Source organism: Halobacteriovorax sp. HLS (genome assembly GCF_004006665.1).
Classification (GTDB): Bacteria; Bdellovibrionota; Bacteriovoracia; order Bacteriovoracales; family Bacteriovoracaceae; genus Halobacteriovorax.
On sequence record NZ_QOCL01000013.1, the window covers coordinates 154,257 to 168,097 of the forward strand.

General features: G+C 36.3%; 11 protein-coding genes. 6 read left to right on the forward strand and 5 right to left on the reverse strand.

All coding sequences use genetic code 11. The features are described from left to right. Nucleotides 1-3: 3 nt before the first annotated feature. The 3 genes from DPQ89_RS14030 to DPQ89_RS14040 are packed head-to-tail and all read left to right on the forward strand — an operon-like array spanning nt 4 to nt 4,689. A complete protein-coding gene (locus tag DPQ89_RS14030; protein WP_127717658.1) occupies nt 4-1,698 on the forward strand; it encodes an ABC transporter ATP-binding protein in 1,695 nt (564 codons plus the stop codon). After that, entirely contained in the window at nt 1,691-3,502 is a 1,812-nt protein-coding gene (locus DPQ89_RS14035; protein ID WP_127717659.1) for an ABC transporter ATP-binding protein, read from the forward strand. Before DPQ89_RS14030 ends, DPQ89_RS14035 begins: the two co-directional genes overlap by 8 nt. A 35-nt stretch (nt 3,503-3,537) precedes the next feature. Then, the gene (locus DPQ89_RS14040; RefSeq protein WP_127717660.1) at nt 3,538-4,689 is read left to right on the forward strand and encodes an ATP-binding protein; all 1,152 of its coding nucleotides are present in this window, start codon (nt 3,538-3,540) and stop codon (nt 4,687-4,689) included. Here DPQ89_RS14040 and DPQ89_RS14045 read toward each other — a convergent pair. From DPQ89_RS14045 to DPQ89_RS14060, 4 genes are all read right to left on the reverse strand, one after another. Next, nucleotides 4,667-5,575, reverse strand: coding sequence for an alpha/beta fold hydrolase (locus DPQ89_RS14045; protein ID WP_127717661.1), 909 nt, complete (start codon nt 5,573-5,575; stop codon nt 4,667-4,669). The genes DPQ89_RS14040 and DPQ89_RS14045 overlap by 23 nt on opposite strands. Further along, nucleotides 5,569-6,591 (reverse strand): Ppx/GppA phosphatase family protein, encoded by a 1,023-nt coding sequence (locus tag DPQ89_RS14050; RefSeq protein WP_127717662.1) that lies wholly within the window; start codon nt 6,589-6,591, stop codon nt 5,569-5,571. Before DPQ89_RS14050 ends, DPQ89_RS14045 begins: the two co-directional genes overlap by 7 nt. Beyond that, nucleotides 6,557-7,711 carry a DNA cytosine methyltransferase gene (locus DPQ89_RS14055; RefSeq protein ID WP_127717663.1) on the reverse strand — a complete coding sequence of 385 codons (1,155 nt, stop codon included), beginning with the start codon at nt 7,709-7,711 and terminating at the stop codon, nt 6,557-6,559. The genes DPQ89_RS14050 and DPQ89_RS14055 overlap by 35 nt, the downstream gene beginning before the upstream one ends. Nucleotides 7,712-7,785: 74 nt before the next feature. Next, complete coding sequence (locus tag DPQ89_RS14060; protein ID WP_127717664.1) at nt 7,786-8,442, reverse strand: hypothetical protein; 657 nt, start codon at nt 8,440-8,442, stop codon at nt 7,786-7,788. A gap of 130 nt (nt 8,443-8,572) precedes the next feature. On the opposite strand from DPQ89_RS14060, the gene DPQ89_RS14065 reads away from it, so the two are divergent. The 3 genes from DPQ89_RS14065 to mnmA are packed head-to-tail and all read left to right on the forward strand — an operon-like array spanning nt 8,573 to nt 12,131. Further along, nucleotides 8,573-9,799, forward strand: a complete 1,227-nt coding sequence (locus DPQ89_RS14065; protein ID WP_127717665.1) for an aminomethyltransferase beta-barrel domain-containing protein — start codon at nt 8,573-8,575, stop codon at nt 9,797-9,799. After that, a complete protein-coding gene (locus DPQ89_RS14070) occupies nt 9,780-10,934 on the forward strand; it encodes a M28 family metallopeptidase (protein ID WP_127717666.1) in 1,155 nt (384 codons plus the stop codon). The genes DPQ89_RS14065 and DPQ89_RS14070 overlap by 20 nt, the downstream gene beginning before the upstream one ends. 45 nt (nt 10,935-10,979) lie before the next feature. Next, nucleotides 10,980-12,131 carry a tRNA 2-thiouridine(34) synthase MnmA gene (gene mnmA, locus DPQ89_RS14075; protein ID WP_127717667.1) on the forward strand — a complete coding sequence of 384 codons (1,152 nt, stop codon included), beginning with the start codon at nt 10,980-10,982 and terminating at the stop codon, nt 12,129-12,131. Here the strand turns inward: mnmA and DPQ89_RS14080 are convergent. Continuing rightward, a complete protein-coding gene (locus tag DPQ89_RS14080) occupies nt 12,121-13,713 on the reverse strand; it encodes an alkaline phosphatase (RefSeq protein ID WP_127717668.1) in 1,593 nt (530 codons plus the stop codon). The two genes, mnmA and DPQ89_RS14080, sit on opposite strands and share 11 nt — an antisense overlap. Nucleotides 13,714-13,841: the final 128 nt, after the last annotated feature.

The window sequence follows — 13,841 nt, forward strand, 5'->3', positions numbered from 1 at the left end:
ATCATGTCTAACTCATCATCTCTTTCTATTTGGAAAACATATATTAGTGACCATAAGACCAATTATATAATTGGTATACTTATGGTGCTTCTAACTAATATTTGCCAAGTTCTTACAACTCGAATCGTTGGCTGGGTAATTAACTTTCTAAATTCTGATCCTATTCCTAAATACTTCATTGGGCAAAACGATTTAGATACTTTTTATCGTATCTTTTGGATCTTTGTTATTTGTCGAATACTTATCACCATTGGTCGAATGGGCTGGAGAATTACTCTTGGTAGACAAACACATATGGCCTCCGCTTATCTTCGAAAAAAAATCTGGGATAACGTAAGATATTTTAAAAGAGGGGACCTTAACACTTCTTTTACTAAGGGGCACTTAATGAATGCCTCAAATAGTGATGTTAATTCTTCTCGATTTATATTTGGATTCACTATCGTTGGTTTTGTTGATGTCCTATTCCTGGGAATTCTAACAATCGCTTCGATGTTATTAATCAGTTGGAAGATGACAATTGTTTCTATCGTTGTGCTCTCTATATTACCTGTGCTGGTGAAGAAGTTATCCGCCAGTGAAATTATAAAATTTAAGCGATCTCAGAAAAAGCTGGGTGAGTTTAATGATCTTGTTTCTCAGGTCATTAGTACTGTGAAGCTACAGAGGCTAACTCAGACGGCACATTTTTGGGTTAAGAGACTAGTTGATAGTGCGGATAAGTACAAAGACGTTAGAAGAGATGCACTTGAAACTTCATTAAAGTATATCCCCGTTATGGGAGGCTCCTCTGTTGTAAGTTATATTGTTCTCTTTGCTTTAGGAATGAATCTTGTTATTTCAAACCAAATGAGTGTCGGAGACTTTGTGACAATGCAAGGGCTCATCTTTCTTTTACAAGATCCTCTCATGGAAATGGGCTTTATTATTTCTGACTGGAAAAAAGGGACGACAAGTCTTGAAAGACTTAATGAGATTTATATCAACGAGAAAGAAGATCACCTCTTCAATAAAGGTGAACCAATTAAAGAAGACGAATATGTTTTAAAAGTTAAAGACCTAAGTTTCTCTTATGCTGAAAGTGAAGGAGAATTAATTAACAAGTTAAATCTTTCTTTGCTTCCTGGTGAGCGATTTGGAATCACTGGAGCGATTGGAACAGGGAAAACAACGCTTTTAAATCTTTTAAGTGGGATAGAGAGAAACTATACTGGTAAGATTTTTTTTCACGGAAGAGACTTCAACTCCTATGAGCATAATGAACTTAGAAATTATATTAGCATTGTTCAACAAAGACCTTTTCTATTTGCGGACACTATCAAGAAAAATATTTGTATGGACAATGATCTTAGTGACGAAGATATTTGGTACTACCTTGAATTGGCCGGACTTGATGAAGATGTTAAAAACTTTGAAAATAAATTAGATACTGCCTTAGGTGAGTGGGGAATTAACTTATCAGGTGGGCAAAAGCAGCGCTTGACCTTGGCCAGGGCCTTAGCAAGGAATCCAAAAGTTCTATTCTTGGATGATTGTTTAAGTGCAGTGGATACGGTTACTGAAGAGAAGATATTACAAAACCTTGATCGAGAATTAAGCTCAACAACGCTTGTCTGGGTCGCCCATAGAAAGTCCACTTTGAAGTACTGCTCTAAGTTTCTTCATCTAGATAGACTTGAAGGTGATACTAATGAGTGAGAAACAATATCTACATAAAGATGAACAAGATGAAACTAACGTAAAGAATAAGTTTATTAGTGATTTTAGTGCTATTAAATTTCTTATGCGCTATGCTGCCCCTAGAAAGAAGAGCTTCTTCATTGCTCTTTTTCTAATGTTGCTAAGTTCTCTTGTGGCAATTTTCTCTTCTAGATCAATGGGGTTTCTAGTTGAAAAAGGTCTCCTCGTTAAGGATATTGATGCCTCAACATTTTGGGCCATTAGTATTATCGCTCTTGAAATCCTGGGACTAGCTTTTCAGTGGAGCGGTAGACGAATTCTAATTATAAATGCTTCTTCGACGATTTTAGATATTAGAAAGTCTCTATTTAACTTTATTCATAAATTACCCCTTAATTTCTACGATAGACAACCTCAGGGAAGAGTTATAACTAGACTTACTCATGATGTTGAAGGTGTGGAAGAATTTTTTACCTCAACTATTGGTCGCTTTGTTAATGCAATCTTTATGGCAATTATCGCAGCAAGTGCGATGTGTATAACAGATTTAAAGTTGGGACTTATTCTCGTAAGCTCCATGCTTCCGGCCGTCTTATTCGTATTTGCAACTAAGAAAAAAGTCCGTGATGTAAATAGAAGTATGTCTAAACACTCAAGTGCGCTTAATTCTAAATTAAATGAATATATTAATGGTATAGATGTCATTCGCTCATATGGACTTGAGCAATGGTCTAGACAGAATTTTGATGATGCTGTGATTAGCCACCAGCAGGCCCAATTAAGTGCGAATTTTCTTTATGCATGGTCTAGACCTTTTACTGCATTTCTCTGTTCGCTACCATTAATGGGCCTTGTCTTTTTCGGTGGTAAGGCCGTCATGGCCGGAACTCTTAGCGTAGGAGTTTTTGTTGCATTTATCAGATACTGTGAAAGATTCTTTTCTCCTATCATGATGTTGGCGCGAGAGATCCACGTTATTCAACAGGCCCTAACAAGTGGTGAGAGGGTTGCAAGCTTCTTTTCTCATGAAACAGAATTAGATGTACTGGGAAATAATGGATCTCTTAATTCAGTTGATCTCGAAGGTAGAATTGAGTTTTCTAACGTTTGGATGAGTTATAATCTCGATGATTGGGTTTTAAAAGATGTTAGCTTTAATATTGAAAAAGGACAGAAGATCGGACTTGTTGGAACTACTGGTTGTGGTAAAACCACAACTGTGAGTCTTCTATCTCGATTATATGAGTTTCAAAAGGGTGACATTCTGGTTGATGGTATCTCAATTAGAGATTATGAGCGTAATTTTTTAAGAAAATCTATCGGCTTCGTTTCGCAGGACCCAATCATCTTTCATGGCAGCTTAAGAGAGAACTTAAGTGCAGACAAGGACACTACTGACGAAGTTCTACTTGATTGTGCTAAAACAACAGGTCTTTTGCAAGTAATGCAAGAATCAGCAATAACTCTAGATTCAATTGTTTTAGAAAATGGAGAAAACCTAAGTGTAGGCGAGAGACAATTACTTAGTTTAACCAGAGTACTATTGCAAAACCCTCGGATACTTATCCTTGATGAAGCAACCGCAAATATAGATCCGCACTATGAGAAGATTATTCATAATGCCGTTAATGAGATTATGGAATCTAAGACTTGTCTTATTATTGCTCATCGACTTGATACAATTATGAGCTGCGATAATCTTCTTGTTTTCAATAAAGGCCGACTAGTTGAGTCCGGAAACCCTAGGGCGTTACTTGAAAGTAAAGGTTTCTTTGCGAGTTTACAAAAGGCCACGGATAAAGTTCAACTTAAGGAATCTTGAGTTTATCTCTGTAAAAAAACTTCCGATAGGATGTTATGAATTTTAAAACTTACGAACAGCTTAAAGAATATCTTTTAAAGAATCATTGTAAAGATGATGAGGTGACAATCTCTCGATCTGAGCTAGAGTCATTAACTCTTGAGTCGGCGGTTGAGGTTGATTCTTTATACGAGAATATATTTGATGCTGTTCCTTGCACTATTTCAGTTGTAAATTCAGAAATGGAATATATTAAAGTTAACTCTACTTTAGCGCAGCTTTGTGATTTAGCACCTACTGACTTTATTGGAAACAAAGTAGGTTTCTACACGGATAATAAGTTCTTCTTTAACTTTGTAAAAAAACTCTTTAATTCCTCTCAATCGTCAATTTCTCAGGAGATTAAATCCACTGTTAATGGTATTGACCATATCTTTTGGGTAAGTGCTAATAAGATTAATAACTCTCAAGAGGCAGTTCTTATTGGCGTCGATATAACAGATATTAAAAGACTTGAAGGTCAGGTTCAATTCAATGAAAAGCTTACCGCCTTAGGTGAAATGGTGGCAGGAATTATTCACGATATAAAAAATCCACTAACAGTCATCTCAGGAAGTGCTCAGATGCTCAAACGTCTAGGTCCACAGAATCCTGAGAAATTAGAGAAAATTGCATATAGGATAGAGGCAACTTCAGATAGAATTTTAAAAATCGTAGACTCTATAAAAGTATTTGCACGTACTGGTGAAGATGATCCTTTTGTAAAACAAGATATTATTAAAATCTTTGATGAGTCTGTTGATATTTGTAATCATAAATTTCATCAATCTCATATTGATTTGAAAGTTGTAGGAAGAGATCGTAAATTTATTGAAGAAGTTAATGAGACTCGTATTTTTCAAGTCTTTGTTAATCTTCTAAGTAATGCTTGTGATGCAATTAATGAACTAGAAGAAATAGAAAAGTGGGTTAGTGTTGAATTTCTTCCAGACCTAAAACAAGTTAAACTAAGAGACTGCGGTAAGGGAATAGACCCTAAAGTGAGTGAGAAAATATTCAGCTCATTCTATACAACTAAAGGTGTTGGAGTCGGCTCTGGCCTGGGTCTATCTAATTGTAAGAGAATTATGCAAGAGCATAGTGGTGATATCTTTGTGGATCATAGTGATGATAATACGTGCTTTGTTATTCAGTTTGCAAGTAACTAATAATATCTTTTAAGCTTCTTTGAGGAATTTCAAGTTGAGGAACATGACCTACTTTCTCATAGCTAATATGTTTTAAGTTCTCTACATCCTCTTTCCACTTGCTGGTTTGCTCATAAGGTATCCAAGCATCTTCTTTTCCCCAAAGTAGAAGAGTAGGTGTTTTAAGTTCTTTGAGATTCGGTACTTGTTTAGAAAGTTTAAGAATCACATTAAAGGTATCCATATACGCTTGTGCATTGCCTGGAATCAGGCTTAAGTGATAGAAGCGATCATTATCGTATTGGGATAGCTTGCTTGCATCATAGAAGACTGACTCACTTATTTTTTTATAAATAAATTGGTTTGAAAAAGTTGTGGCCAACCATCTCGTAAACTTATCTTGCCCAAAGTGAACAACAAAAGGAGGATCTAGTGGATATCCTGCCGGTGAGATTAAGACTAGTTTGTTAACTTTATTGGGATACTTTAGAGCATAATTCCATGCCATATATCCACCAAGGCTATTTCCTATAATTGATACATTTTCTATTTCAAGCTTTTGCAAAAACTTATTAATGAGATCTATATAATTCTGTGTTGTGTAACTTTTATTCCACTGGCCTGTTAGCCCATAGCCGGGAAGATCAATAGAGATGAACTGAAATTTACTTTGGACAAGTCCATCCTTCCAGTGACGCCAGGTGTGTAGACTATCACAAATACCGTGCAAAAGAAGTACAGGCCTACCTTTACCAAATGATCTATAGTGAATCATTTGGCCATCGATTTCTAAGAATTTGCTACCATGTTCTTTTTTAGAATATAGCTCTTTGTAATCTACTGTAGGTGTTGATGTGCATGAATATACACACAAACTGAGCGCTATTATGAAAAGAGCTTTTACCATAAGTCTTGATCTAAAAAGAGTCCGTGAGACATATTTACTTTATAAGACTCAACCTTTCTGATTCCTAATGCTTCCATAAAACCTAGTACTAAGGCAATATTTGTGACATCTGTTGGGGCATACTTTCCTCCAATTTGCCTATCACTTAGCTTAGACCTTTTATTAAGGGCAATTCTCAGTTGTGGTTGATTGTATATATGACCTTTCTTCAAGGCCTGCTTACGAATTGAGTAGTAATGAACTCCGCCTATACCAAAGACTCTCGCTCTTTCAATATACTTCTTTACGTGCTCTGGAACATTTCCATGGGCAAAGAATCTTGATAGGGCAAGTGATTTCTTCGCCTTTGACTTTCCTAGAGGATTAGGGGATTTCGTCCCAGCACCGTAGTAATTTTCTAAAACTTTTTCTTTGAAACTTACGCTTGCAAGTTTTCCGAGATAGAAATGAAACTTACCATCTTCAACATAGGTCATCTGCATTGATCCGCCACCGATATCCCAAACGACAATATTGTCTTTATCGCTAAATGGGTGTTTCGTCTTGGCCCCAAGGTAGCCATATCTTGCTTCTAGCTCTTGAGTAATGACCTTAATTCCAATACCTGTTTCACTAATTATTCTGTCTATGGTCTCAGTTCCGTTGTTCGCGTTCCTAAAGGCCTCAGTTGCTAATCCCTGAAATTCCTTTACTCCTAGATCTAGCGCAGTTTGCTTTAGCTCTTGAAGCTCTTCAATACCTTCTTTGATAATCTTTTCTGAAAAGCTATTATTATTTTCATATAATGATTCTTTATATGTCACTGAACTTTGATCTTCAAAAAGTACTTCTACAATTTGATTCTTACACTGGTCCACTTTTGCAACAGTCATCTTAGTTGAGCCCGAACCAATGTCAAAAGCGGCCCTGTTAATAAGGCAGTTTTGCTTACTAGTTGTGGAGCAACTCGATAAGAATACGAGTGTAACTAGAAGGTAAAAATTATTTCTTGTAAACAAAAGCTGTCTCTCTAACATTTCTAATTCTCGTTTTTGTATTTTCTTTTTTTAATGCTTTAGAGTCTCTTTCGTTTAGATAATTCTTATACATTTTTAATATGCTCTTTCCGATTGCTTTGGCCATAAGAGGAGGTACCGCATTACCAATTTGTCTCCACTGTGCAGAAAGAGGTCCCATGAATTCAAAATTATTCGGAAAACTCTGTAGGGCAGCAGCTTCTCTTTGAGTTAAGTATCTATCCTCAACTGGATGAAAGTAACTATGTCTATGTGTCATAATTGTTGGACTTGGAAGTGAGCGATCAAGTCTTTGATACTTTGTTTGACGAAATCTATTCTCTCTTAGATTCTTCCAGTCCACACCAAGCTTTAGTGATGGAGTAAAGTACTTCTTCTCATCAGCTTCGTAGCGAATACCTTTACCTTCAGGAATTCTCGCAATTCTCTTTTTCTCTATCTTCGATTTCAAGTGCGCACTATCAAGGTCATGATTTAGGAACTCACCTGATTTCGTTGCGAGATTACTAAGAGCATCACCCACAGTCATCGAAGGACGATGGGTTTTTGCAATGACGACATCATGGGTTTTCTTTGGAAATTCTATTTCTACATTTATTCTTGTTCCAATAAGAATAGTTCTTCTTCTCTTTTCTGGAACACCATAGTTTTGTGAGGACATAACTTGGACATCCATATCGTATCCAAGAGATTTAAATTTTTTAAAGATATTCTGTAAAGTATCCTCATTCTTTTTAGCAAGAAGTCCTGTTACATTCTCAATAATGACGAAGTATGGTTTGGTTATTCTTACCACACGACAAAATTCAAGAAAGAGAGTGTTTCTCATGTCATCAGGATTACCTAGGCCTACAGTTGAAAAACCTTGGCATGGAGGTCCACCAACAACGAGATGAACTGGGTTACCATCTAACTTCTCTAGCAATTCTTTCTTTTGAAGCTTTCTTATATCACCACAAAAAGCTTGTGCCTTACGGTGATTCTTTGCAAATGTCTGCATTGCATATTTGTCGTAATCTATTCCCAGTAGGCAATTGAGTCCTGCGAGTTCTAGCCCGCACGAGAGTCCGCCTGCACCCGCGAAGATGTCGATAAAATTCAAAGTATTTTTCTTTGTCATTTTGTCTCTGTGTTTGTGTGGTTTATCTTTTATTTCAAGATATTATCCGATTAGGCACCTTAATCTGTCAAATATTAGGCAGCTTTTTTCAAGGTCTGTGAATTCATGGAAAACTCTAAATGACCGTGGTTTAGGATATCATCTTTTCCTAAAACTGCGTCAAGAGTGAAGCGTCCGGTTTCTGAACGGGTAACGACCTTACTAATATGAGAAAGCCATAGATTACGCTTTTCACTAGTAAGAAGTAGAATTTGTTTTCTCTGTGTCATTGATTGAAATAATGCAGCGAGAAAGAGCTCGGTATTGGCCTTAGAGAGATATTTCTCTGGTTTTTCTAAAAGAATATATTCAGCTTCGCTGGCCAGAGTTTTGATTAAGGCCGCAATCTTCTTAGTCTCTATATCGACTTCGTTTGGATAGAGATTTAGGTTTGTAATCTTCTTTGCAAGTTGGCAAAGGTATGATTGACCTCTATTTTCAAGAATCTTGAATAGATCACTATCACGCGTAATTTCTATTCCAGTATCGAGTAAGATATTTTCTTTCAAAGTAAGGCCTTTAATTAAAGTTGCCTTCTCTTCAATATGGTTAAATTTAAGCGAACCTCTTTTTCCACAAAACTTTAAGAAGTTTAAAAAATCTTTGAGCTGACTTTGGTTGTGTTGTTGATTATTTACTTCGAAAAGTAATATATCCCCGGTGGTAATAGTTGGAGGTTTTCTTGCTATCATTAACTTCTTTTCGGATCAATTTTGTCCGTACTTAAGTAAAGTGAGTTAATTATTTTAAATAGTTAAAAATTGTGCATACTTTAATTTTTTTCGTTCTTTGATATACTATTGATAATATTCAAGGATTAATATGAATAAGGTTGATAGAAATACTCGGGAAATAGTAGTTGTTGGTATGGATGGTGGACTGGAATCTACTGTGGCCGCATATCTACTAAAGAAACAAGGTTTAAATGTAATTGGTCTTGGAGTCATTTTTCATGAATATGATTACCCTTGTTTTAAAACTTGGAATCCCGCAGATCTTGATAAGGTTAAACTTATTTGTGATCAACTAGAAATTCCTTTTTATGGAACTAATGTATCATCTCTTTTCTATGCCAGAGTTATCGAGCCTGTTGTTTCTACAAAGTTGGCGGGAGAGAGTTTTGAAGCAATTATAGCTTGGAATAAAGTTCTGCTTGAAACCCTTATTTCAAAGGCAAAGCAGTTAAAGGCCACTATGGTTTCTACTGGTCATATGGCCAAAGTATTCAAAAACCAAAAGTCTGGTGTCTATAGTCTCTTAGTTCCAAACGATGTCGCTAATGACGAAACCTATGGACTTAGTAGATTATCTCAAGCTGAACTGTCTATGCTTGTTTTTCCATTGGCCGAAATAAAAAGCACAGAAGTCGAAAAGATTGCAGGCCTTCTTGGTATAAAATTTCTTAAAGATAATAAGGCGAGTAAGGAAATAAGAAAATCATTCTTCTATGATCCTGAGTTTGTCGATATCGTCGAACGTTTCTCTCCGCCTAGTCTGCGAAAAGAAGGAATACTTATCAATTATAACGATGAGACTACTGTAGGAGAGCATGACGGAGTTCATCTCTATCACTTAAACCAATCTGAGTTACATGTCAGGGGGACTAGTCAATTAGATAAGAACCTTCATGTTATAAAGATCTATCCTGGAAAGCAGTTGGTGTACGTGGATTACATAGATCGTCATTATTATACTCATTGTAGATTAATGCGTTTTTCCCACGACCCTTCAATGGATTTATCAAGACCCATGAAGTGTTATGTTCAAACTGAGCCTAACGGTGAGAAGCTGCCTTGTACTTTATATTTTAAAAATAACAGAACTGTAGTTGTGGAATTCGAAAAAGAACGTACTGGACAATGTCCTCGCGGTGGATATCAGGTTTTCTACAATAAAAGAGGTATTGGTGGAAAAGTTATTGGTTCTGGTGTTGTTAGGCATGCCGGCTTCTTCGATGATGGCGAGTTCAGGACATTGCCAAAGAGTAAAATAGAAGAAGAATTAACTGGTGAAAAAGAAGAGAGAAAAGTTGTTGAATTTGAATTGTAGAATCTTATTATTATTTTTATTAATAAATGTGGCCACATCTGCCAGTGGAAACTTTGTTCTAAGAGATTACGACAAGAATATTCAGAGTATGTCCTCTGTTAGAAATATTTTTAGAAAGTATAAGAAGAATTATCTAATTAATCACTTAAGAGATTTTGTAAGGTGCTGTGGTCCAAATAGAATGGTTGGTACGAATTCCCATGCCAAAGTCGCTCCTTGGTTAGTTAACAGAATTAAGAATTTAGACTCCAAGTCTTTGCTCTATGTTGATGAATTTGTACCAGATATAGATCACGGAATCTCTATCTATCGAAAAGACTTTCAAAAAGAAATTGCAGGTAAGTATCCTAAAGACTCTGAGACTTATATTAAGTGGAATAACTTTACCAATTCAATGATTGCTCAACTTGAAAAATTCAGACAAGTAAAGGGTAAGAATATCATTTGGGAGAAAAAGGGAACGATCTCACCTCAAGAAGTAATCATTCTTGGTGCCCATTACGATACCATTGCCTATGATAAGAAAAACCTGTCTATAGACTTTTCGGCCAAACAACCTGGAGCAGATAATAATGCCTCGGGTGTGGCGTCCCTTCTTTCTTTAATTGAAGTTCTATCGGAAGTTAGTACTCCTAAAACGATCAGGATCGTATTCTTTGATTTTCAAGAATTTGGTTTTCTTGGCTCTAGGGCCTTTGTTCAAAAGTATAAGTCTACTCTTAGAAAAGAGAAATTTGCAGGCTTTGTTAACTTATTGATGCTAGGCCATGACTCAAAATCTAGTGATAAGAAAAAGAAGTATAACAACTTTAAGGCCTATATTAGAAAAGAATCTGATGCTTCTCATGGCCTTGATTCTAAACTTATTTCTAGTTTAAAAAGGGCCGGAGATAAGTCATCAAGTGGAATCCGGTTCGATGTTGTTTCTAGCAGCTTCAACTCGGGAGATCATATTAGTTTTTGGGACGAGTCCTTTGCAGCAGTGACTTTTTCACAAAATTGGGAAGATGACTTTAACTCCACTAGACACCATACATCCAATGATTTTGTTGAAACTTTGAATTTCAAGACCTTATACAACGCATTCTCCTATATTGGGGCCAGTACCCTTGCTTGGAGCTATGATATATTTTAGACCATAGCTCTTTATATTACGTCTTTTTCCTGTTACATAAACCTAATGCAAAATATAGTACCTAATCAGATTAAACCTAATGAAGAAACTACTATCATCGTCGGTATGAGCGGTGGAGTGGATAGTTCCGTATGTGCGGCCGTGCTTAAAGAGCAAGGCTACAATGTAATTGGAATGTTCATGAAAAATTGGGAAGAGGAAGATGAAAATGGTGTTTGCATGGCATCTAAAGAATATGATGATGTAATCAAAGTTTGCGAAAAATTAGATATTCCATACTATAGTGTCGAGTTCGTTAAAGAGTATAAAGACAATGTTTTTAAACATTTCTTAGATGAATACGCTGCTGGCTTTACTCCAAATCCAGATATTCTATGTAATAGAGAAATCAAGTTTAAAGTCTTCTTAGACAAAGCACTTGAGTTAGGTGCTGATTATTTAGCAACAGGACACTATTGCCAGAATATTTTAGTCGACGGCAAAAGAAGACTGGTAAAAGGTAATGATCCTGGCAAAGATCAGACATATTTTCTCTATACAATGCAAGAGCAGAAATTAGACAAGGTCGTTTTTCCAATTGGACATCTTCCTAAGTCTGAAGTTAGGTCACTCGCTGAAAAATTTGATCTAGCAACGAAGAACAAAAAAGATTCAACTGGTATATGTTTTATTGGTGAGAGGAATTTTAAAAATTTTCTTTCTCAATATATTCAGCTTACTCCTGGAAATTTTGAAGGCCTTGATGGAACGGTTGTTGGCGAGCACTCAGGTGCAGCGTACTACACAATTGGACAAAGAAAGGGACTAGGTCTTGGTGGACCTGGTGAGCCTTGGTTTGTCGTAGGTAAAGATATTGAACGTAATGTTGTGATCGTTGAAAGAGGTGAGAATCATCCAGCTCTTTTCTGTGATGAGCTGTGGGCCAATGAAATTTCTTGGGTCGCTCCAAATTTTGATTTTGAACTACCTCTAAAATGTAGAGCGAAAGTACGCTATAGACAAAAAGATCAAGAGTGTACCATTGAGAGTATTGATGGAGATTTAATTCACGTTACTTTTAAAGAGTCACAAAGGGCCGTTACTCTTAGGCAGTCTATTGTGTTCTATATAACAATAGACGAACAAAATATTTGTCTTGGAGGCGCTATGATCTCTAAGGCCGGTCAGACTCATTACGAAAAGCAAGCTAATCTCTAAATTCCTTGCTAAGCCCTAGTGCCTTAAATGTTTTTCTTCCAACTTCTGTTGAATGCAATAATCCATCAAATGTATCAGTTAGACTCTTAGGCCCCACTGTAACCATCATTACTGGAGTTGAAGTATGAGTTGCTGTGGCCCAAACTGCATTTTGTTGGTCTGCAAGAACTCTTGCAAAAATATTTTGCCTAATTCTATTCCCGTAAACATAGAAAGCTGAAAAGTCTTCAATGTGAGGAAATTCTTTTTCCGCCAGATATGGATGACTTTCATTATGATACTTATTCTCTGAAGATTTAAGAATTTGAGCAACATCAGCATCACTTAGCTTAAAGTCCATTTGTGACTCGAAGTATTCCTTCATCTTCTGTGGAGTTTGTTCTTTCTTGTCCCACTTAGAAACATTTTGAAGCATTTCTTGAAAAGAGGATTTTTGATTATAGATTTTATCTAAAATTTTATACTCACCGTAATTGAAGTATGATTTATAAATTCCGTCTTTGAAGTGATCTGTTGAAACCTTCTCTTCCTTAAGTACATCATGAGCAGAGTAGCTAAAGCCAAAGCCTCCTGTTTCATGATCGGCCGTAACAACGACTAAAGTATCGTCTCTATCTTTTACCCACTGATAAACTACTCCTAGCATTTCATCTGCACTCAATAGTTCATGCAGCATTAGACCTGCATCATTACCATGACCCGCCCAATCTATTTGTCCGGCCTCTACCATTAAGAAAAATCCTTTATCATTATCTTTTTCTAAATTCTTGAGGGCAAACTCAGTCATCTCAGTAAGAGTTGGTATTGTTCTGTCTTTATTATTCTTATTTTTCGTATACCAAATCCCATTAGGCATTGCAGAATTAGAAAATAGGCCTAGAACTTTCTTAGACTGATTTTTCATTAAATCACTTTTTTGAAAAGCAAGCGAGTATCCCTTTGACTTGGCAAAGGTTAGTAGATTCTCATCGTCTTTTCTTTTAGAGTTATGCTTAAACTCTTTTGGAATGAGGTTCATGGAATCTGGAGTAGGCGAACTTGGTAGAAAGTGTCTAAGTCCACCTGATAACATTAGATCAGGTCCTACTTCTAACATTTGCTTAGCAATTTCATTTTCATTACTTCTCTTTTTATTATGTGAAGCATATGAGGCAGGTGTCGCGTGTGTAATTCGTGTATCAGAGATTAGTCCAGTTCTTAGTCCCGCTTTTTTAGCAACTTCAAGAATTGTCTCACTTGTTCTTCCTTTGTAATCAAGACCGACGACTTCTGGCAGAGAATATTCTCCCGTGGCATACTGAGTGGCCGAACAAGAGGAATCAACAACTAGCTTTCCTCCAGGATTTGTCATTACAGAGCTGGTCTCTCCAATACTCATAAGCTTTTCAAGATTTGTCGGCCCCTTGAACTTAGAAGATGGAGCATGCTTAGCATAGAGCTGAAGTAGCGAGAGCTGTTGTGGGCCCATCCCATCACCGATAATAAAGATAACGTTCTTTATTTTCTTATTTGTTTGATAATAATCTTTCTGTTGTGTACATGAAGATAGAAAGACGATGGTAATGAGTAGAGCTAATTTCACTAAATATCCTAGACGATTGATTAAGTATTTATTTTAACTAATTTTTATGATTTGAGTACAGTGTTAAGTGTTTCGCTGTGAGTCTTTAGAAATGGCGAATGATAACTTTAGGATTAATTGATTTTGAA